Annotated in this window: 19 protein-coding genes and 1 pseudogene; 10 read left to right on the plus strand and 10 right to left on the minus strand. The window is 38.0% G+C overall.

The features are described from left to right. The 3 genes from LOK41_RS23825 to LOK41_RS23835 form a co-directional block, all read left to right on the plus strand. On the plus strand, nt 1–100 hold a 100-nt coding region (locus tag LOK41_RS23825; protein ID WP_241818601.1), incomplete at its 5' end, for an ABC transporter permease. A gap of 137 nt (nt 101–237) precedes the next feature. Next, entirely contained in the window at nt 238–912 is a 675-nt protein-coding gene (yknW, locus tag LOK41_RS23830; protein ID WP_241818577.1) for a YknW family membrane protein, read from the plus strand. A 219-nt stretch (nt 913–1,131) separates the two neighbouring features. After that, nucleotides 1,132–1,599 carry a sigma-70 family RNA polymerase sigma factor gene (locus LOK41_RS23835; RefSeq protein WP_241818578.1) on the plus strand — a complete coding sequence of 156 codons (468 nt, stop codon included), beginning with the start codon at nt 1,132–1,134 and terminating at the stop codon, nt 1,597–1,599. A 52-nt stretch (nt 1,600–1,651) separates the two neighbouring features. On the opposite strand, the pseudogene LOK41_RS23840 reads toward LOK41_RS23835, so the two are convergent. Then, nucleotides 1,652–2,089 (minus strand): annotated as a pseudogene (locus tag LOK41_RS23840) (competence protein ComK). A gap of 234 nt (nt 2,090–2,323) precedes the next feature. Between LOK41_RS23840 and LOK41_RS23845 the strand changes: the two are divergent. Then, complete coding sequence (locus LOK41_RS23845; RefSeq protein WP_174100411.1) at nt 2,324–2,722, plus strand: DUF4359 domain-containing protein; 399 nt, start codon at nt 2,324–2,326, stop codon at nt 2,720–2,722. Nucleotides 2,723–2,742: 20 nt separating this feature from the next. On the opposite strand, the gene LOK41_RS23850 is transcribed toward LOK41_RS23845, so the two are convergent. Both LOK41_RS23850 and LOK41_RS23855 read right to left on the minus strand, forming a co-directional pair. After that, nucleotides 2,743–2,958, minus strand: a complete 216-nt coding sequence (locus LOK41_RS23850) for a DUF2922 domain-containing protein (RefSeq protein ID WP_241818579.1) — start codon at nt 2,956–2,958, stop codon at nt 2,743–2,745. Nucleotides 2,959–2,985: 27 nt separating this feature from the next. Beyond that, nucleotides 2,986–3,210: a DUF1659 domain-containing protein gene (locus LOK41_RS23855; protein ID WP_241818580.1), complete on the minus strand. Its 225-nt coding sequence runs from the start codon at nt 3,208–3,210 to the stop codon at nt 2,986–2,988. 110 nt (nt 3,211–3,320) lie between these two features. Here LOK41_RS23855 and LOK41_RS23860 point away from each other — a divergent pair, with 110 nt between their 5' ends. Beyond that, the gene (locus LOK41_RS23860; protein WP_241818581.1) at nt 3,321–3,806 is read left to right on the plus strand and encodes a VanZ family protein; all 486 of its coding nucleotides are present in this window, start codon (nt 3,321–3,323) and stop codon (nt 3,804–3,806) included. 146 nt (nt 3,807–3,952) lie between these two features. On the opposite strand, the gene LOK41_RS23865 is transcribed toward LOK41_RS23860, so the two are convergent. Continuing rightward, nucleotides 3,953–6,709 (minus strand): DEAD/DEAH box helicase, encoded by a 2,757-nt coding sequence (locus LOK41_RS23865; RefSeq protein ID WP_241818582.1) that lies wholly within the window; start codon nt 6,707–6,709, stop codon nt 3,953–3,955. Beyond that, nucleotides 6,693–8,312 carry an SWIM zinc finger family protein gene (locus LOK41_RS23870; RefSeq protein ID WP_241818583.1) on the minus strand — a complete coding sequence of 540 codons (1,620 nt, stop codon included), beginning with the start codon at nt 8,310–8,312 and terminating at the stop codon, nt 6,693–6,695. The genes LOK41_RS23865 and LOK41_RS23870 overlap by 17 nt, the downstream gene beginning before the upstream one ends. 154 nt (nt 8,313–8,466) lie before the next feature. On the opposite strand from LOK41_RS23870, the gene LOK41_RS23875 reads away from it, so the two are divergent. From LOK41_RS23875 to LOK41_RS23885, 3 genes are read left to right on the plus strand one after another with little or no spacing between them, the layout of a single operon-like run. Continuing rightward, nucleotides 8,467–8,958: a zinc ribbon domain-containing protein gene (locus LOK41_RS23875; protein ID WP_241818584.1), complete on the plus strand. Its 492-nt coding sequence runs from the start codon at nt 8,467–8,469 to the stop codon at nt 8,956–8,958. Between the two features lie 5 nt (nt 8,959–8,963). Next, nucleotides 8,964–10,505 carry a zinc ribbon domain-containing protein gene (locus LOK41_RS23880; protein ID WP_241818585.1) on the plus strand — a complete coding sequence of 514 codons (1,542 nt, stop codon included), beginning with the start codon at nt 8,964–8,966 and terminating at the stop codon, nt 10,503–10,505. 12 nt (nt 10,506–10,517) lie between these two features. Further along, nucleotides 10,518–11,894, plus strand: coding sequence for a zinc ribbon domain-containing protein (locus LOK41_RS23885; protein WP_241818586.1), 1,377 nt, complete (start codon nt 10,518–10,520; stop codon nt 11,892–11,894). A gap of 78 nt (nt 11,895–11,972) precedes the next feature. On the opposite strand, the gene LOK41_RS23890 is transcribed toward LOK41_RS23885, so the two are convergent. Then, a complete protein-coding gene (locus tag LOK41_RS23890) occupies nt 11,973–12,266 on the minus strand; it encodes a DUF3910 family protein (RefSeq protein ID WP_241818587.1) in 294 nt (97 codons plus the stop codon). Nucleotides 12,267–12,569: 303 nt separating this feature from the next. Next, on the minus strand, nt 12,570–13,454 hold the full coding sequence (locus tag LOK41_RS23895) for a cell wall-binding protein EntA (protein WP_241818588.1): 885 nt from the start codon (nt 13,452–13,454) through the stop codon (nt 12,570–12,572). 670 nt (nt 13,455–14,124) lie between these two features. Here LOK41_RS23895 and opuD point away from each other — a divergent pair. Next, nucleotides 14,125–15,645, plus strand: coding sequence for a glycine betaine transporter OpuD (gene opuD / locus LOK41_RS23900; RefSeq protein ID WP_241818589.1), 1,521 nt, complete (start codon nt 14,125–14,127; stop codon nt 15,643–15,645). Between the two features lie 237 nt (nt 15,646–15,882). Next, on the plus strand, nt 15,883–16,017 hold the full coding sequence (locus LOK41_RS29025) for a hypothetical protein (protein ID WP_000833063.1): 135 nt from the start codon (nt 15,883–15,885) through the stop codon (nt 16,015–16,017). A 459-nt stretch (nt 16,018–16,476) separates the two neighbouring features. Here the strand turns inward: LOK41_RS29025 and LOK41_RS23905 are convergent, their stop codons facing one another. The 3 genes from LOK41_RS23905 to LOK41_RS23915 all read right to left on the minus strand — a co-directional run bounded on the left by LOK41_RS23905 (nt 16,477) and on the right by LOK41_RS23915 (nt 19,835). Continuing rightward, nucleotides 16,477–17,772, minus strand: coding sequence for a glycosyltransferase family 2 protein (locus tag LOK41_RS23905; protein ID WP_241818590.1), 1,296 nt, complete (start codon nt 17,770–17,772; stop codon nt 16,477–16,479). Further along, nucleotides 17,769–18,521, minus strand: coding sequence for an MreC domain-containing protein (locus LOK41_RS23910; protein WP_241818591.1), 753 nt, complete (start codon nt 18,519–18,521; stop codon nt 17,769–17,771). The genes LOK41_RS23905 and LOK41_RS23910 overlap by 4 nt, the downstream gene beginning before the upstream one ends. A gap of 102 nt (nt 18,522–18,623) precedes the next feature. Next, on the minus strand, nt 18,624–19,835 hold the full coding sequence (locus LOK41_RS23915) for a NupC/NupG family nucleoside CNT transporter (RefSeq protein ID WP_241818592.1): 1,212 nt from the start codon (nt 19,833–19,835) through the stop codon (nt 18,624–18,626). Between the last annotated feature and the right edge of the window lie 647 nt (nt 19,836–20,482).

Genomic DNA, 20,482 nt, shown 5'->3' on the forward strand with positions numbered 1-20,482 from the left:
CGGCGTGTTATTCTCGATGACGCTTGGTATTATCTTCGGATTAATTCCAGCGAACAAAGCAGCAAAATTAGATCCAATTGAAGCACTTCGTTACGAATAGATTGCTAGTGTAGTAGAGGGGGTGCTCCTCTACTACACATACATATTGTTCTGATGGGCGGTTCGCCGCCTCTAGTAAAGAAGAGGGTGCGAACCGCCCGTCAGAACGGGTTATATAAATAAAAGGAGGTTTTTAGAATGGAACCGAATGTTAATTCGCAAAAGGTTGGCGGAGAAAAACCATCGTTACTAGGAATGATTACATCTCCAGGTTTGCATTTTGAAAGAATGAAGAATAGTAATGCAGTATGGGGTGCGTTTTGGTTAATGACCTTATTAGGCGGTATTATGGGGGCTCTTGCGGCGTACTTATCTTCTCAAGATCCTGCGTCTATGGCTGCAAATAAAGAGCTTGGTATTGAAGTGCCATTGGCATTTACTTTAGGCGGTGGCTTTCTCTTTTTAGCTCTTGCTAATATACTTACATTCTTTATTGGTGCAGTTGTGTATAAAGTGTTAATGATGTTTATGAGCAATGATACCCCTTATAAAAAGTTATTAGCGATTACAGTGTATTCTAGTATTATTAGTAATTTAGGTGTAATTATAAACATGATCTTGGCGTTTATTCTTGGTGGAAATGGGCAAGAAATGTATACAGGTTTAGGACCAGTATTTGCTTCTACTGGTGGCGTTGTGCATGGCATTCTAAAACAGTTTGAGGTATTTGCAATTTGGGGATTAGTCGTAACTGGATTAGGATTACATATTACGGCTGGTTTAAGTAAGAAACAAGCAACGATTCTTGTTGTTGTGTTCTTTATTTTAACATTGGGATTCGGTGCAATCGGCGGTATGTTCCCGAAAGCATAATATAAGATATATTCATGAAAACGGCTCATATGGAGCCGTTTTTTTATTTTTGTACGTACTTCAAATACTAGTTTTAGAATTTCAAATTTCTCCTAGCCATATTTCAAATTTCCCTATATCGAATTTTAAATAACCTCCCATGAAATTGCCTGTATCTTCTTATATTGTAAAGGTACCGCGGAATAACAAAGAGGTATACCTTTTGGAAAAAGGTACGATATGAAACCGTCTACTTTTACAGAGGCAGTTACGTTGTATGAAAAGATGATTAAAAATCAGATGAAAAAGCTTTGTCTATACCGGGATTATGAAGAATATTATCAATGCGGGTTAATTGGACTTTGGAAGGCGTATGAAAAATATGAGGAGGAGAAAGGTACTTTTTCAGCGTATGCATTTGTAACAGTGCGCGGCTATTTATTAGAGAAATTAAAGAAAGAAAATAGATTTCAAAAGCGGCATACATGTGTCGAACAGGAAATTTTGCAAAATGTATGTGGAATAGAAGTGTCGGCAGAAATTCAAGATTATATGGATTTGTTAGATGAGGAAGAGAAACATATTATTTTCGAACGTTTTTACGCAGGAAAGAAGATACATGAAGTTGCAGAAGAGGCGGGCATGACGTATCATCAGGTAAGATGGATTTATCGGCAGGCAATAAAAAAGATGCGAGCTGAGATATAGGAAATATAGAATGGAGGCAAGGGAATACCTTGTCTCCATTCTATCATGTATACTAAAAATCATGATGAAAATCATCGAGCATCATCTGAGCGATTAGATTACCAGCTTTTCTCCATTGCTGCTTCATTTTGTAGCAGGATATGGGAAGAGTCATTGTTTCTCCATTACAAAGATGTAGTATAGCTTGACTATCTTTGCCTTTTGTGATGGTTTTAATACTTTTATAGAAGACCCAGATACAATCTCAAGCGGCAGGTGATTTTGTCGGAATGGCACAAATAAAACGACGATGATTAATAGGAATAGGTGTATTTTGTCGCAAATCCCATTTTTCAATAATGGCTTTTCGTCGACCTTCGTATGTGGAATAATTGTGTGAGATGATTAGTTCTTTTATTATTTCCAATGGTGTTTTTGGCGAGTAGAGAATTCCCTTGGTGGTATGAATTTGAGTACGGTAAAAAGGATCTTTGTAAGGCAACAGCATCATTAAAGTACTAGAAATAGCATGAAGATTGGCTGGAGCATCCAACTTAAAAGCCTCCTTTAAAAGTAATGGTTTACATATTTTAGTATATAGATGAAATATAAAAATAACTTTAAAATATTGTAAATATTTGTAAAAATTCGTAGGGGATTTTCATTTTTTATAACTAGCAAGTTTTCTAATTTGCATCGCTTGTACATATATATGAAAATAGAAACAGTTAGGCGGTGATAGAGTATGAAACGAAAGTATATTATTATGGCACTTGTTGTCCTTCTTTTCGTATATTTAGCAAACAGCAACCCGAGTAAAGGGGAATATACCGAATGGGCGGCAAAGCAATTTATGAATCGCAATGATATTAGTAAAAAGTTAACAGAGGTTGAAAAAGATGATCCAGATGGGCTTGTTGGCGAACTTGCAACAATTGGTAAGAAGTTAGCGAAGAAATATGTAGAGCCACAAGTTGATGTGTTGATTAACCATTATACAAAGCGAAATGATTATATTTTCTTCTCGACATATACGACAGAATTTACACTAGGGAAAGAAAACTACAAATATGTTTCAGTTGGATTCTCTCATATTTTTATTCCGATTGAGATGCCGAAGAAAAAAGACGAAGCTGCAAAGTGATGCAGCTTCGTCTTTTTGGTTTAAGGGGCAAGTGTTACTTCTGATACTTTCTTTTCAACAAGGCGTGCTCCTTTTTTACGAGTGTTTCCGCTAAGTGATAAGAAAATTTCAGAGGAGAGAATTGTGTCCATCACTTGGCTAATGGTTTGTTCATTTACAGGTGTGATCGGATTGTCGATAGAAAAGACGACGGTTTTTCCATCTTCTTTTAAGAAAATCAGTTCGAGTACTGTCATTGTCGGTTACCTCCTTTTCATTAAAATTTACGGATTTGAAATATCAGATGTGCTTAAAAGCTGAACAGCATGAAGTTTTAATCCTTGTAATGAAGCAAGAGCCAGTCCCACTTCATGGACTTTTGCTGCATCAGCGTTCGGTTTTACTCGTTTAAACTGTTTGTTTTTTAAAATTGCTTTCCCGTTATTGTCTGTGCCGCCGTTTAGGACAAGGCGCAAGCTTAAATCAGTTACAATTGTTTCGATCGCCATGTTTTTCACCCCCTTTTCGTCTTATATATAGGGGGCAACGGTCATATTTTGGCGTGAAATTTTTTCTTTTTTTTGGTACTCTTAGAAGAATAAGAGAGGAGTTTCTAAAGATGAATCGTAAAAGGTTAGTTTGGATTCCCGTTTTACTATGGATGGGGATTATTTTTTATTCTTCAGCACAGCCTTATAAGAAGCAGGATATGCGTTCAGATATTGAAAAGTACGTGAATGTAGAATTTATGAAAGAACATTTTTCATGGGTATCCATTGATTATGGCGGAGGAACACCAGTTAGTATTGAAAATAAAGGTGTTGGTGGATTTATTGAGTTTTTCCTTCGTAAGGGAGCTCACTTTATGGTGTTCTTTATGCTTGGATCATTGACATACTATGCATTGCATCGTTCAGGGTATTCGAGGAAGAGGTCTTTTTTATTTGCACTTCTTTTTGTCGCAGGCTATGCAACACTCGATGAAATTCACCAATGGTTTACAGGTGACCGTACACCGATGTGGCAAGATTCTGTTTTAGATACGTCGGGCGGATTGACAGGAATTATAATAAGCAATTGGTTTTGGCATAGAAAAAAGAGCTAACCTTTAGGGGATAGCTCCTTTTTTTATATATTTTCAGTATGTTGCTTCGGATATCAGCGATTTTTGGGATATATCAACTGTAACTCGGAATATATCAGCGATTCGACATAAGATATCGATCATTCGGCAATATGCGACGTTTCTTGCTATACGCCAAGTAATTCTTTCAATTCGTCTGTTGATAGTTCCGTCATCCAGTTATCACTTGTAATGATAGCGCTACTTAGCGACTGTTTCCGGTCCAGCATTGCATCGATTTTTTCTTCAAGTGTGCCTGTTGTAATGAGTTTATGAACGTGTACAAATCGTTTTTGACCAATGCGATAAGCCCGGTCTGTAGCTTGATTTTCTACAGCTGGATTCCACCAACGATCATAGTGAATGACATGGTTGGCGGCAGTTAAATTTAGACCGGTTCCACCAGCTTTTAATGAGAGGATGAAGATGTCATATGTCCCGTTTTGGAATTGTTCGATCATCTTATCCCGTTCTACCTTCGGTACACTACCGTTTAGGAAGAGAACACGCTGACCGAATTTCTCTTCTAATATTTTCTGTAGCATATTTCCCATTCCGATATATTGCGTAAAAATTAAGCAGCTTTCATTTTGATCTTTTATATTTTCAATGAGATCCATTAATGTTTGGGTCTTCATAGAACGCTGCACAATATCGTTTGGTTCCTTCTCTTTTAAATAAAGAGCAGGATGATTACAAATTTGCTTTAGCTTACTGAGCATCATTAAAATAAAGCCGCGTCTTTCAATACCTGTTAGGCCTTCAACATTTTGCAGCGTATCTTGTACGAGCTGTTCATATAGTGACGCTTGCTCACCTGTTAGCGGGCAGTATACTTTCTGTTCTTGTTTGTCTGGTAAGTTTAATGCGACTGTTTGGTCTTGCTTTGTTCGGCGCAGTAAGAATGGTGAGATGAATCTTTGCACTTGCTGGATTTTTGCTTCATCACGGTCTTTTTCAATCGGTGTTATGAAGCGGCGCTGAAATTGTCCTAGGCTACCAAGATATCCGTGATTCAAGAAGTCAAAAATAGACCATAGTTCTGCCAATCGGTTTTCTACAGGTGTGCCTGTTAAAGCGATTTTGTGAGTTGCTTGTAAATTACGAACTGCTCTCGATTGTTTCGTTTGCGGGTTCTTAATGTTCTGCGCCTCATCTAAGATGATTGCATCCCAGCACTGCGCGTTTAATTCTTCTTCATCAAGTTGTGCTAATGCATAAGAAGTTAATACAACGTCTGCATTTTGAAGAAAGTCTTTAAAGGAATCGCCTTTTGAACGGTTGCTTCCATAATGCAGTTGAACCTGTAAATTCGGGGCAAAGCGTTCAAATTCTTTCTGCCAATTTCCAAGAACAGACGTCGGTGCGATGATTAACGCCGGGCCTGTTTGGAGGCGATTTTCTTTCACGTATAATAAGTAAGTAATGGTTTGGATACTCTTCCCAAGTCCCATATCATCCGCTAGTAACGCTCCAAACCCAAGCTCTCGTAAATATAAGAGCCACGCCGCACCGTGCTCTTGGTATGGACGAAGTGTGGCCTGTAAGGAAGATGGTATTGGAACTTTTGGAATGTCTCCAATATGGAGTAACTTTTGGATGAGTTCCTCGTAATAGCCATCTAGCTCGATTTCAATATCCGTAAATGGTTTGTCTTCTTCTACGACTTCTACTTCGGCAGAGTTTGATAAATGTTGCTGCAAGACATCTTTCATTTCAAGTCCGTATTTATCTGCACGTTTCATTAGTTTTTTCACTTCTTCAATAAAGGCAGGATCCAGTCTCATCCATTGTCCATTTAAATTGAAAAGTCGTTTATTTTGTTCGACAAGGTCAAAAAATTCACTTTCTGACAGATCAATCCCATCTGTAGAAACGCGCCAGTCGAAATCAATGAGAGTGTTCATACCGAAGAAGGACTGCGCTTGATTTGTACTTTGCTTCAATTGAACGCGTAACTTCGGTTTCGTTGCTTTTAAATTTTGCCACCAAGACGGTAGTAAAATATCAACGCCGGCTGCTAATAATTCGTTGCTCGCTTCCGTTAAGAAGTTCCATGCTTCTGTTTCATAGAGCTCCGTTCGAAAGTGATCATCTTCACGAAGCCATGGGACTAGCTTGCCGAATCCTTCCTGCGTTTCTTGAATACGCTCTTCATAGCTATGCCATCTTTTTGGTAGTGAATCGATGTCAGTATATACATATATTCGGTGTGTTCCGCGCTTTGTCGTAATAATTGTTTCAAGCTTCCACATTTCAAAATCATCATGTGGTTCTTGGAGGCGAAGGCCGATTGTAAATGGAAGGTCGTCTTCAATGTAACCAATCTTTCGGAACCAATCTTCTTCGTGAAGCGCTGTTTCCAATTGTCTTTTCGTAAAATCGTAGTGTTCATATAATCGTTTTGCATTTTCCCAGCCTTCGCTAGAGCGTGCGTCTTGCCGAATTGTTTCATTAATCGCATGTGAGAACAGTGATGCGAGCGTTTCATCTTGAATTGAAACATCGATGGCTTTCCATGATGGATAATTACCCCAACGCTTCATATCTGGTACAAAGTTTCCGGTTGTAAAGTGATCCCATAGCTCTTTAGCACCAGGCATAAGCGCAGTCACGGGACCGTTTATTTGTAATCCAGCAAAGGAATTCATCGGTTTTTTTGCAATGTATTCTAGCGTTTGGACGTTTGTTAGCATGAAGCCGCTTCGTCCTTCATGTGAAGCTTCTTTTAAAAAGGTGCCGAAGAAGGACGTCGTGTGCCATGTGAAAGCATTTTGTTTCCAATCTGTTATAGGTAAGAGATTGCCGGTTTCATCTTCTCCCCAAAGGAACCACCCTTGACTTACGTGCTGGAGTCGAATTGTTACTTCAGTTTGTGTGATCATCGATTAACTTTCCTTTCCGCAGTTCTTCCTGAAGTGCTCTTAGGCGTGAATGTAAGTTAGCGATTTGGACAATGAAAATGTGCCACTCATCTGTTCGTTTGAGCCGTTTATAGAGCGTACGTAATTTCTTTAAGTAGCGGACTGCGCGGCGGTACGACTTCCGATTTCGTTCTTCAATTGCTTGCACTGCTGCAAGGTGATAGAGCGGAAGAGCTGCTTCTGGTGCTTCTTTTTCGATTTCTTTTAGTGGTTCTTTTAACAATTCAATTGCCTCAAATCCGTATAAAAGATGAAGTTCTGTCCATGCATAATATTGTTTTTTTGCTAGTACGTGTTGCTCGTAGTTTTGGAAGCTGAATGGCAATAGCTCTTGCAAAATCATCTCAAGACCTGCTTGTTCGTTTGTGTGCGTCGCATATGTTTCGTACATCATGATGAACAAACGAACGATATCTTTTACAAAAAGAGGATCGGCCTGATCATTTATTGTTTTCTTCAATTGTTTATATGTGAAAGACAGCCAATTTTTGGCGCGCTCCCATTGCATGGTACTTATTAATTCTTCGAGCCAGTCGAAATAAAGGCCAACCACTTGCGATGGTTGTGTTTCGAGCAATTCCATAGCAACAGCATCTTCTTGCTTTAAAAAGAATAGGTGAGAAGAGGCGAGTGCTTTCGAAATTGGGTTCATCTTCGCATCAATTCGTGTTGCCTCTTCTTGGATCCAAGGTTCTTCTGCTAGCAACTCTCCCCATATATGCCGGTAAATAAAGAATCTCTCCTGTGTATAGGAGTCGGTAGAGAAGAAAATGCTATGCACTTGGTGAGCTGTTTCTTGCAAAATCGGTTTACATTCAGCGGGAACCGATTCTGATTTCAAGTCACGTACAATGGATTCCACTTTATCGACAAATAGACGAACAACGTTAATCGGCTGGTGATAGGAATACGTTTTGTTTGTCTCAAAGTCTGTAATTTCTTCTAATAACTTTTGAAAGCTAAACAATGCGCCGTGTAATTTGAATAATTCATGTATGGCAACGACGCGCGGCGCTTTGCGTTCTAATTTCATGTAAAAGTCCGTAAAGATACTCATAAGAAAATACATTTGTTTATATGAGAGCCGTGCTTGTTCTTTTTTAAATGCGCTATATTCAGATTCGAAATATGCATGCCAACTTTTAAAGTCCGTTTCTTCAAACGCAGACGATTGTAATACTTGCCGCGCTGTTCGGATCGGAGGGAGTGATGGTTTTGTTTTATTTTTAAACAATGTTAATACTTCTCCCACTTGTCCGAAGCTAGAAGCAGCTGATAGTAGAACGGCGAGCATGTGCTCACACTGCGTCGGTGCAAAGCAATCACAATAGCTTTCTGCGATATTACGAATCGGAATATGAACGCTATACACATTTCCTTCAGCATCTACCGTACCTGATAATGTATAACCGTCAAAATCAACGTTGTAAACAAAACCGCTACGATATAAATGGCGAGCAGTGGCAACATGCTCTTGATCGGCTGCTTGCTGCGGATCGAGCCCTTGAACAAACTCATTCGCGATCATCATAATTTCATCTTTCGTAATTGAATGTTGCAGCATAAGTTTTCCTCCGTACAAAGATTTCTTTCCTTTACCATTATAAACAAAAAGGAGGGAAAACAGAAAAAATGAATTTCTTGTTACATAATTAGAAAAACACGTCAGTATATATTTAGTAAAATATACTAATTTTTCTGTTTGGGAGGGAATTGATTTGTCAGATTTGCAGACGAAATTAGGAAGCGGTATGAATAAGCTTCAAGAAGGAATTGAACAAGGAAAGATGAAATTACAGGTGGCACAAGAGATTGCGCAACTGAAAAAGGAAATACAAGTGCAGCTTCATAAGAAGACAGAAGTTTTATTAGAGCTTGGCCAACAGGTATATGTTCAGATGCGAGATACTGGAGTGAAGGAAGGGGCATTAAAGCAATTAGTTGCTCCGATTCAAGAATTTGACATTTTAATTTATCAAGCGCGAAAACGAATTGTTGAACTGCAAAAACAACAAGGAGAGAAAGCAACGTGTGAATGTGGTGGTTCTCTATCAATCAGTGATAAGTTTTGCGGATCGTGTGGGAAACCAAATCCAATGCTAGCAGTAGAGAGTAGTGTGGAAAAGGTAGCATGTATATCGTGTAACGAGCATATCGCAACAGAGTCCATCTTTTGTCCCGTTTGTGGCATTAAGCAAGGTGGGGAGTGAGCAAGATGTACTGTCGTATGTGTGGAAATCAACATGGAGAAGAAGTAAACTACTGTCCGAATGGAGGAAGTATGGCAATAGTGGCTACAGACAGCGTAATCCTCGAACAAGATAACTCGAAATATTGCCGCGGTTGTGGTGACGAAAATGCCCAGCAAAATCTGTACTGTCAAAAGTGCGGCCATTCTTTATTTACCGTGAAGGAGAAAGATCAAATCGTAAAGTTACCGAGTATGGAAAAAGGACCTAAAGTAGAATTAGGATTACATAAGAGTGGCTTAAGAACCGGTGTAATTGGTGGAGCGATTGCGAGCGTTCTTATGTTACTTGCAGGATGGATTGGAAGTTTTGTATTTGCAGCAATGACAGAAGAATTTCTTCATAAGTTTGCTCGTGAATTAGACGTGCTATCAGGTTTTTATAATGGAGCAACAGCAACACTTTTAAACTACCATTTACTTGGATTTTCAGCTGAAGCTGCAGATGGAATAATTCTCTCTTTATATTGGCATACTCCATTTCTACTATTATTATTGATTCCATTTACTATTTTAGGCGGAACAGGTATATGGATTGGAAAGCAACGTATTGCGAATACAATTGGTGAACAGGTGACAATGGCAGCTACAGTTGGTATTATTTATGGTTTATTTTTATTTATTGTTAGCTTCATCGCATCTAAATCAATCTCTATTCCGGAGATGGATGCTGTAACAGTATCAGTTGGCTATTCTTCTTTTAAAAGCTTAGTGAGTGGGTTTATATGTGGAACGATTTTTAGTTTATTAGGAATGATGGTTCATACAAACCAAAACAATATGGCCGAAGCATTCCGTGAGCTACTTCCATACGGAGCATCACTTTATTACGGGGTAGCAGCAATGGTAAAAGGCTTTTTGCTAACGGTTGTTATTTTATGTGTAACAGCTCTCTTCATAAAAGAAGATAGTGTAAAACCATTTGAAGAATTAACGTCTACAACGTCGCAGCGTGTGATGTTAACAATGCAGTTAACACCGCAAGTATGGAATATGGCTCATCTTGCGCCAGTAGAAGTAACAAGCCCTGTTTTTGATAAAGTTTCTTCAAGTAAGAGTGAAAAAGGAAAAGATAATGAAATGCAGTTCTCATTCGTATCTGGTATGTCTTTTAATGGAACAGGGTTAAAAGATCTTGCAATTGCTGAAGGGGCAGGACCAGAAGCAATTGCAGAAATAGAAGATGTAAATAGTAAATTCCGCTATGGATTGTTCCTGCTTATTATTCCTTGTTTCTTTATGTTTAGAGTAGGACAAAAATTAGCTAGAATACCAGCAACTAATATATATGTAACACTTGCTGTATGTAGCGGTGCTTACACAGTGATGATGCTCTTAGTGAATATTCTTTCCAAGTTTCAAATTGATATTTCAGGGAATTTGACGAGTATGTTTGGAATGAGTGGAACGATGCTATCCATACAAAACAGCTGGATATATTTAATACTTGGTAGTTTTATTCTGACATATGCAGCTGCTTTTGCTGGAATGAAATTAGCAAGAAAGTAGGAGGAAAGCACCGTGAAGTTTTGTGGAAACTGTAAAAAACAAGTTGCAGATCATCGGAACTTTTGCCCTGAATGCGGAAGTAAAGTAGAAGTGATTGAGGAAAATGTAGCTGATTCGCGAACAGAAGTAAAGCGGGAAATTCAGCCGCAAAGGAGCAAGAAAAATATCGTGCTCTTCATTGTAGTCGCATTGTTTGCTGCCGCATTGTTTGGTGCGTATAAATTCGGAGCATATAAATTTTCGAAAGAAAAGCAAATCAATGCATTAATTGATGCTTTCAATAAAAAAGATATAAATACAATTGATTCTCTTATAAAATCGGATGACCCAGGTTTGAAAATTAAAACAGAAGATATTAAATCTTATCTACGTTATTTAAAGGATAATCCGTCGTACAATAAAGAATTGTTATCTTACTTACAAAAGCAAACGGTAGATGCAAAGCTTGTTGATAAAGAAAGCTTTGTGGATGGGCAAATTGTAGAAGATGGGAAAGAATGGTTTTTATATCCGAAATATAAGTTCAGCATTAAGTCGTATTTCATGACAGTCAGCACAACTGTAAAAACTGCGGAAATATATGTAAATGATAAAAAAACGACTGATATTTCTAGTGAAAAGTCTTCTAAAGAAATCGGACCTTATTTCCCTGGGATGTATGTTGTGAAAGCAAAAGCAAAGGAAGAGCTTACCGAACTGGAGACAGAAAAGGAAGTTGAGTTAGCCGGAGAAAAAGAAGGAAAAGTGGATGTGAAATTACCGCTTAAAGGAAACTATGTTACCATTTCCTCTGATGAAAATACTGCCGATGTTTTCGTAAATGGTAAAAAACATGGAAAGCTAGATTATGGTAGTTATAAGCTTGGGCCTGTACCGACAGATGAAACTGTTGAAGTACATTTAGAGAAACAAACAGATTTTGGGGTTATAAAAAGCGAAAGTATAAAGGTTGGAGATCAAAGCTCATACGATTTAAAATTCCCAAAACAGATATCTGATACTGCAGTTGGTGATTTTGTTCGAAATCACATTTATAACAGTGTGCGCGCCATTTCTTTAAATGACTTTAGCTTAATTGAAAATGATTATGATAAGAGCGGAGAATCATATAAACAAGATCGTGATTACTTGCAATATTTAAAGAAAAAAGGAATTACTGAGGATTTATTAACATTTGAAGTTCGTAACGTTGAACGTCAAAGTTCTACGAAATATAAAGTAACGACATATGAAGCATACAATATTCGTTATGGCGATGGATCTGTGAAGTTCAAAAGCTTTAGCAATGATCATATTGTTACAGTGAATGCTGATGGGAAAATATTGTATCATTCACTAGCTGCGAATAACACGTTGAAATCAGAAGAAGTATCTGGTCCAACACATTAACATGCGAAAAGACTACCTCTTTAGAAAGAGGTAGTCTTTTTTTGTATATCGGTCGTTTTCCTGAAAATATCGGCGCTTCTAAAAAGTGTGAAAAGCTCGTACGTATGGATCTTGTAGAATTCTTTCTACTAACGGGAGCATTTTTTCTTGGAGTGGTATATCAATTGGAAATGGCTTTTGTGATCCTGGTTTTATGCCGTATTGTACGAATTTATACTGAACAGATTGATCGTGTTTGAGCACAATCAATTTATAGCGATTGTCATCATGTTCAAGTGAAAAATCAATTGCGGTCGCATTATATGTTACATCGTCTTTGTAGATGTATGGCTTAGGTGTACCGATCCAGTCTACTTTTGCATTTGGGTTCATGTTGTAACCTCCTTGTCGTCATTATATATATATTCGTTTGGATTTTCCAAAAGATAAGCCGCTCCTATGAAGAACAAAAGGAGAGATGCACTACGGCTACGTAAACAAAAAGAGACCTGCACTCATTTCCTCTCTTTGTTTGAAACAAGGCATGGGGCTAAAAAGGGTCCTAACCGCTTCTATGCATGGGCGGACGATCTCTTCTATCTAAAGAACAAAGGAATCTTTTCAGTTATTATGTTTATATAAATAAAAGCCAGCTCTCAATATATGAGAACTGGCTGAATTTTTAGCAGTCATTGGTTATTTTAAAATTTTCACTTTAACAGTTTTACGTCCCCATTTGTTAGCAACTTCGTCAGAGCCAACTAGAACGTCGATACGGTTACCTTTAATTGCACCGCCAGTGTCACCAGCGATTGCTTCTCCATATCCTTCTACCCATACTTTTGATCCTAATGGAATCACTTTCGGGTCAACAGCAATCATCTTCATGTTTGGATTCGCTGTTAGGTCATGACCCATTGCAGTTAATACACGACCACCATATGTGCCGCCATTTTCGCTCGGATGAGCTGTATATGCTGTTGCTTCAACTGTTAGCTCACGGCCACCTGCAGGAGCGTTTGTAGTTGCTGCTTTAACAGCAGGCTTAGCAGCTGGTTTTTCTTGTGCTACTGGAGCCTTTGCTTCTGCTTTTGCAGGTGCTTCAGCTTTAGCAGGAGCAGGCGTTTCTTGTTTTTCAATAACAGGTGCTGTACCTGTTAAGTAAGGAACATGAACGTAAGCCTTTTTCCCATTATATTCGAATTGTAACCACTCATTTTGTACTTGGCTCGTTGTTTCAATCATATCGTCTTTCTTAAGCGTACCAAGAATTTCTGAGTTTGTGTTCGCTTCAGCACGTACGTTTAATACGTTTGCTGTTACGTAATAGATGCTTTTTGTGAATTCTGCACTTACGAATACGTCTTTACCATTTAATTTGATTTGTGACCATCCGTTTGTTGTATCTGTAACATCTAATTTATGACCATTTAATAATTTTCCTACAACTTTTGATTCAGTAGTTGGGTTCTCTCGTACATTTAATACGTCTGTTGTTACAACAGTTTCTGCTTGTGCAGAAGTAGTGAAAATCCCAAGACCAAAAACTGCTGCTGTTGCTATACCGATTAATTTTTTCATAATAGCCTCCATTGCGTTTGTTTTCGTGTCCTCATTATAGCAACTGTTTTTTTCGGAATTTGGGAAAACACACAATTACAAACCATTCGTAACAAAGCATTAATACTCTGTAATATAGAAAGAAATGATAGAAAACGTTTTTCATTCCATGTTTTCAAGAGGTTTAGTAGATATCCCTATGATTTGTAATACGAAGAGTATTTTTCATTGAAGATAATAATGTTACACCAATGTTACAAAAAGTTTACTAAGGTGTTACATTCCTTGAGAATTTTACCGAATTATGCCTAAAATAGTTATATAAACATAAACATTTTGTTTGTGCATTTATAAATACGTACAATATCCTGAAAAAACAACCGCATAATTGTTACAAAAAGAAAGAGTGGCAATCGATATATTTGCCTTTTTTTCAAATGTAGCACACCATTTTTTGGGGAAATATATTCCCATCCGCATCTATCTCGCACGATTTGGCAGTAATATCTCCATTTTATAATCCGAACGGTTATATGGAAGATGTACTTGTCCATAAGAATTCTAATTAGTGAAGGCTGATTTTAGAGAAATTGAAGAAAATCGCCGTAAGAAACATTTCACTTTATCTGATTTAACATATCGGAATTAGGGTCATTTTACGAAGAAAAGAAACCTACAAAAGGGGGATTTTATGAGGAAACTGACAAAAACATTTATTGTTTCATTAATATTATGTATCGCATTTACAATTTGGGGGATTATTCCCGAATCTATAATTGGAAAAGGTAGCTTAGGAAATGTGACTACTGCAATTCAAACTGCGTTAGTTAGTAAATTTGGGTGGTTTTATATTATTTCTGTTTCTATCTTTTTAGGAGTTGCTATCTTTTTAATTGTTTCAAAGTACGGTTCCATTCGTTTAGGTAAAGACGATGATGAACCTGATTATAGTTATATGACGTGGTTCGCTATGCTCTTTAGTGCTGGTATGGGAATCGGTTTGATTTTCTGGGGCGTTGCGGAACCATTAAATCATTTATATGCGCCTCCATTTGGAGAAAGTGCCACAGAAGAGAGTGCACGTCTTGCACTTCGCTTTTCATTCTTCCATTGGGGATTACATCCGTGGGGCTTGTATGCACTTGTAGCACTATGCATCGCTTATTTCACATTCCGAAAAGGAAAGCCAAGTACAATTAGTGCAACAGTTGGTCCTTTATTTAAGAGCGGTGAGCATGGCCGTATTGCGCATATATTTGATGTGTTAGCTGTATTTGCGACAGTATTTGGTGTTGCAACTTCATTAGGGCTTGGAGCGAAGCAAATTGCAGGTGGTGTTAGCTATTTAACATCGATTCCAAACTCATTAACAACGCAGTTAGTTATTATTGGGATTGTAACGGTTCTGTATATGTTATCTGCCCAAACAGGATTAGATAAAGGTATTAAATATTTAAGTAATACAAATATTATTTTAGCCTTTGCACTTATGGCAATTTTATTATTTGCAGGTCCAACGAACTTTATTATGAATTACTTTACTTCTACAATCGGTTCGTACATTCAAGAGTTGCCGAGTATGAGTTTCCGTTTAAGCCCCTTAGATGAGGGTGGCAACCAGTGGATTCAATCATGGACGATTTTCTACTGGGCATGGTGGATAGCATGGTCACCATTTGTTGGTACATTCATTGCCCGTGTGTCACGTGGACGTACGATTCGTGAGTTTGTGATTGGTGTGTTACTCGTTCCAACAATTATTGGTGCGCTTTGGTTCTCAGTATTTGGAGGAACTGGCATTCATATGGAGTTGTTTGATGGAGCAAATATTTACGAACAAATTAAGGAAATGGGTACAGAGGTAGGCCTATTCGCTGTGTTAGATCATATGGGTAGTATGGGACCAGCTTTATCGGTTCTTGCGATTCTATTGATTTCAACATTCTTTATTACATCAGCAGATTCTGCGACATTTGTTCTTGGGATGTTAACGACACACGGTAGCTTAAACCCGCCAAATCGAATTAAATTAGTTTGGGGTCTTGTACAGGCAGCACTAGCATCAATTTTATTATATGTAGGTGGATTAGAGGCTTTACAAACAGCTTCGATTATCGCAGCATTCCCGTTTGTATTTGTCATTTTCTTTATGATTGCAGCTTTATTTAAAGAATTGCAAAAGGAAGGTCGACATCACCATCATCATAAATAATAATATAGAAGAAAAGAGCTGATTTTGAATCAGCTCTTTTTTGCGAGGTATGCGAGTTTCTATTGGTTGTCAGTTGTCGCAAGGTGTCGAACCGTCGATATATTGTCAAAAGTCATCCGAATTTTTGTCAAAAATTTGTCGGAAATGTGTTGTCACTTTTTCGTATATGTGCTATATTATTTCCTGTAAGCGATTTCAAAAAGTTTTTAAGCGTATTCAAGGGGGACAACTAGAATAATGAAGCGTTACGAAAGAAAGTGGAAGCATATTTGTTTGAAACGTGTGGCACATCGTAATGTGCAAGAAAACACGGAACCAAAGACTGAAGTATCTAAAGAGCAACAAGAGAAGCAATTGGTTTTACAAAAATAGCAGTCACTTTTTCGTATATAAAAGAAAGTAGATCGTTCGTTGGGGGATGGACGTGAAAATTGCTTTCGACTAAGGGGTATTGTCCGATATATAGATTTATAGTGAAGATAAGCACAGAGCATACGGCGCTCTGTGCTTATTTTTTATAAACGTTTGTTTCATTCTGAGCGAGCCGCTTGCGCTTTTATTGATATCTAGCTGCGGTGGCAAGCTCTTCGTGTCTAAGAACCTTCCCCAGGAGAAGGTAAAAAGCACCTTCTGTGGGAAAGAACCTTAGCCAACGGGGCTGAACCGTCGGCTTCGCTTTTATCCCGCATTAACGGGCAGTAAGACCCCCACCTCAAGATTCAGAGAGAAACGAGGAAGGTAGGTGGGGGATCAACTGCCCGTAAAAGCCCGATTGGTTCAACTAATAATCAGTGGGGGATGAAGAAAACCCCCACTGATTAAAGTTTCACTTTATTTCTTAAACCTTACCGTTTTGTCCCATCCGATGATTTGTTTTTTACTTTTCGCGCGTAAGTATAGGATGAGACTCCGGATAAATAGGTACGTAAAGAGCTGGGCGTATGTGAAGTACATAATGATGCTGATAAATATGTTCGTTGGCGTGAATGTATTTTCCACGCTTTGTGCACTAAAGAGTTGCGATGTGTATGTGATATAAGCGACGTACCACATAAATAGTAATGGAATGGTATAGCTAATTTGAAAGAGACCGAGTAAGCCAATAATGAACCATACATTTGAGATGATTAAGAACAGCCAAAAGACAACGTATACTAGTACTTGCTGTAAGGAGTGAACGAGTAATTTTCCTTTAAAGAAGCTGAAGGAGGAAAACATCTTTTCTAAAATATATAAGTTGCCCTGGAGCCAGCGTGTTCGTTGTTTAATAAGAATGTTTAAATGTTCTGGTTCTTGTTCCCACGTAATGGATTCAGGTACGATTGGTAATAGATACCCTTTTTGTGTAATCCGCAATGTGAGCTCTGCATCTTCCGCGATAGCGTAAGGATCGTAGCCACCGAGTTCTTCAAGTGCGGAGCGGCGAAGGAGCATATTCGTTCCTGTTAATGAACCGGTTTGGAATAAGAGCCAACGGCCAGATTGCATGAGTAACTGGAAGATTTGAAACTCAAGAGAGATCATTCTAGTAAGCCAGTTTCGTTTTTCATTGACAGTGCGGACATGGCCGACAGCACCGACAGCATCTTTTGTCGTTTCTGCGTATTCAACAAGCATGCGCAGGGCATGTGGCTCAGGTTGGTTATCAGCATCATACACACAAAAATACTCTCCATTTGATATGCTGAACCCATAGTTTAATACACGTGATTTTCCTTTCGGCTCTCCAGGTGGTACGCGGATATGTTTTATATGAGCATAGGCCTCATCGTATTCATCACCAATTTCTCCAGTTTCATCTTGGGAATTATCATTTAATAAATAAATGGTAAGTTTTCCGGGATATTCGATATTTGCCATCGCAGCTAACGTATCCATAATAACGACGCCTTCATTATGTGCAGGAATCAGTATATCTACGCTCGGGTAATGCTCTAATGTCCGATTCTTTAGCTTACGATTTCGATGAACAAGTCCAGCAAGTGTTAGTAAGGAATAGTAGACGAGCAAGCCAGAAAATAAGAAAGCTGTAAAAATAAGCACATATTTAATAGAAAAAATGAAGCTAATCCAAAAAATAAGTAGGCAAAATAGAAGAAATAGCAGGAGAAGAATAAGTGTTATCATGTTGTTAACACCTGCTCTCCAAGTTTTTCTTGTTTGATTATAATTTTTGAAAGAGCATCCTCTGTTAACCATTCTTCCCACTTATTTTCAAGGCGCATCAAAACAATATTTGCACCAGCTTTATTTGTATTTTGGAGTAAAATGACCAATGTATTTTCATCATATTTTCCAACTAAATCAAAATCACTCCGCACTGTATCAAGGAGGAGGGAGGCAACGCGATCCATGACACTTCGCTTCGCATAGCTACCAAAAGAGGTGAATGAAAAATAGACAAGCATGCCTGTTTCACTCCGCCTTTTCATAGCAGCTTCGAGCAATACACCACGTCTTTCAAATTCCTGTCTTGTTAATAACTTTGTTTCTCCAATATATTGTTCAAGTGTATGGACTTGTTGTTGTAAGCGTCTATTTTCATGCAAGAGTTTTTTTAACATATAAGTCGATATATAGATAAGAAAGAAATTCACAATTGCTAGGAAATGAATGATGATGTAGGTAAGTTGTGTAGAAGTACTCCATAAATATAACCATGCTTCATAAAATAAATAGAAGACGGAGAGGAGAGTTCCGGCAATAAATAAAGTGAAAGCAAATTTATTTGAAATGAATAGAAATAATAAGTTGATGAGTACATAAAGGATCGTAAAGAAAAAAGCATAAGGAAATGAGCTTATATGAACTGTGGTGAAATAGAATAAAATTTGTGCAATCCATAATATCATAATTTGGTTGGGCATTTGCTTCATCACGGACCTCCTAGTACATAGGTTGTTATATGTAATATGTGCTAGAAGGGGGGATATGCATTCATAAAAAAAGCTGACCCGAAAATTCGGATCAGCTTGATTTTATAAGAACATCATACCTGCAACTGCTGCATTTAAGAAGTTCGCTAGCGTACCAGCGATTACTGCTTTAATCCCTAACTGTGCAATTTGTTTACGGCGAGAAGGAGCAAGTGTCCCTGTCACACCTAATTGAATTGCAATAGAAGAGAAGTTTGCAAAGCCGCAAATTGCAAATGTTAAGATCATATTTGTTTTATCAGAGAACTCTGCCATATGTGGTCCTAAGTTTGCGTAAGCAACGAATTCGTTGATTGCAAGCTTTTGACCGATGAAACTAGCTGCTTGTACAGCTTCGTTTGGTGAAACACCGATTAAAATAGCGAATGGAGATAAAAGATATCCAAAGATTAAATCAAGGCTTAGCTTAATATCAAACCAAGAACCAATCCATCCTAATAGACCATTTAATACAGCAATTAATGCGATGAATGCCATTAGCATTGCTGCTACGTTAATAACGAGTTGCATCCCTTCAGAAGCCCCGCGTGCTGCTGCGTCGATAACGTTCGCATCTTCACGTTCTGTAGAAAGTTGTACATTGTTATCTGGTTTTTCAGTTTCCGGCATAATTAGCTTTGCAATTAATAAGCTTGATGGTGCTGCCATAATGGCTGCTGCTAATAAGTGCTCTAGCGGAATGCCCATTGCTGCATAACCGACAAGAACAGAACCTGCAACGGCTGTCATACCGCTTACCATAATCGTGAAGAATTCACTGTTTGTTAGACGTGTTAAGTATGGTTTGATCAAAATTGGTGCTTCTGTTTGACCTAAGAAAACAGTTGTTACAGCGTTTAAGCTTTCTGCTTTAGAGGTTCCAAGCAGTTTACTTAGTGCGCCACCAACGATACTAACGAACCATTGCATAATACCTAAATAATATAATATTGCTACTAATGAACTAATAAATACAATTGGAAGTAGTGCTTGAATTACGAAGACGAATCCCCAAGGGCCGTCTTTATCTAATAAGTTACCAGAGACGAATTTAATTCCTTCATAAGAAAAATTGATTAAGCCTTGAACACCGTCAGAAGCAATTTTTAAACCTGCTTTTCCAGCATCCCATCGTAATACGATGAAAGAAAACGTAATTTGTAATGCTAGCGCGATTAAAATTGTGCGCCAATTCACAGCTTTGCGGTTGGAAGATAGTAAAAATGCAACTGCTAAAATTCCAATCACGCCGCCAATTCCCCATAAAACATTCATGCAGTGTAAATCTCCTCTCTCATAGTAAAAAAGTATAATTAATAGATGTCTATACTTCTACGAAAATAGCATCTTAAGTAACGTATCACACCGGACATCGGAGGTCAAACGTCTGCCGAAAAGTTTAAATAGAAAGAAAATTCGTTAAGAAAACACATATCAATCTTATGGGGACAAAATAGGTTATGTTTTTTAGCGAGAATATATTTATTATTGTAACGTTATGAACTGTTTTTAGGGAATATGGTGTATGAAATAAGAAGATAGAAACATATTTGTAGAAAAAACCTCTCTTTTAGGTGGGAAGAGAGGATCTAGCCGTGGATAGAAGCGGTCAGTGCTTATTTTAGCCCCATGCCAAGTTTGAAACAAAAGGAGAAAATGAGAGGGGAATCTGCTTTTGATTCCGAAGCCGTAATTTATATCTTAGAAAATCAAAGTAGACATATAAATTGAAAAAGCGCGGTATACATCCTTTTTTTGTGGGGAGAGAGGATTTCATAAGGCGTAGAAGCGGTCAAAACCTTTTTTAGTGCCATGCTGAGTTTAAAGTAAAGAATGCGAATCCTCTTTTATCCTTCTTAACAGAGGCTTATATGTTGAAAGATAAATTCTATATAAAAAGCCTTCTAGTAATCTAGAAGGCT

This window comes from Bacillus sp. TL12, from assembly GCF_022625245.1.
Lineage (GTDB): Bacteria > Bacillota > Bacilli > Bacillales > Bacillaceae_G > Bacillus_A.

Excerpts from the sequence above, each read along its gene's own strand:
- LOK41_RS23880 (WP_241818585.1), top strand. The coding sequence starts at position 8,964 with ATGTACTGTCGTATGTGTGGAAATCAACATGGAGAAGAAGTAAACTAC.
- LOK41_RS23910 (WP_241818591.1), bottom strand. The coding sequence starts at position 18,521 with ATGAAGCAAATGCCCAACCAAATTATGATATTATGGATTGCACAAATT.
- LOK41_RS23855 (WP_241818580.1), bottom strand. The coding sequence starts at position 3,210 with ATGGCGATCGAAACAATTGTAACTGATTTAAGCTTGCGCCTTGTCCTA.
- LOK41_RS23835 (WP_241818578.1), top strand. The coding sequence starts at position 1,132 with ATGAAACCGTCTACTTTTACAGAGGCAGTTACGTTGTATGAAAAGATG.
- LOK41_RS23890 (WP_241818587.1), bottom strand. The coding sequence starts at position 12,266 with ATGAACCCAAATGCAAAAGTAGACTGGATCGGTACACCTAAGCCATAC.
- LOK41_RS23850 (WP_241818579.1), bottom strand. The coding sequence starts at position 2,958 with ATGACAGTACTCGAACTGATTTTCTTAAAAGAAGATGGAAAAACCGTC.
- opuD (WP_241818589.1), top strand. The coding sequence starts at position 14,125 with ATGAGGAAACTGACAAAAACATTTATTGTTTCATTAATATTATGTATC.
- LOK41_RS23870 (WP_241818583.1), bottom strand. The coding sequence starts at position 8,312 with ATGCTGCAACATTCAATTACGAAAGATGAAATTATGATGATCGCGAAT.
- yknW (WP_241818577.1), top strand. The coding sequence starts at position 238 with ATGGAACCGAATGTTAATTCGCAAAAGGTTGGCGGAGAAAAACCATCG.
- LOK41_RS23845 (WP_174100411.1), top strand. The coding sequence starts at position 2,324 with ATGAAACGAAAGTATATTATTATGGCACTTGTTGTCCTTCTTTTCGTA.
- LOK41_RS23915 (WP_241818592.1), bottom strand. The coding sequence starts at position 19,835 with ATGAATGTTTTATGGGGAATTGGCGGCGTGATTGGAATTTTAGCAGTT.
- LOK41_RS23865 (WP_241818582.1), bottom strand. The coding sequence starts at position 6,709 with ATGATCACACAAACTGAAGTAACAATTCGACTCCAGCACGTAAGTCAA.
- LOK41_RS23860 (WP_241818581.1), top strand. The coding sequence starts at position 3,321 with ATGAATCGTAAAAGGTTAGTTTGGATTCCCGTTTTACTATGGATGGGG.
- LOK41_RS29025 (WP_000833063.1), top strand. The coding sequence starts at position 15,883 with ATGAAGCGTTACGAAAGAAAGTGGAAGCATATTTGTTTGAAACGTGTG.
- LOK41_RS23895 (WP_241818588.1), bottom strand. The coding sequence starts at position 13,454 with ATGAAAAAATTAATCGGTATAGCAACAGCAGCAGTTTTTGGTCTTGGG.
- LOK41_RS23905 (WP_241818590.1), bottom strand. The coding sequence starts at position 17,772 with ATGATAACACTTATTCTTCTCCTGCTATTTCTTCTATTTTGCCTACTT.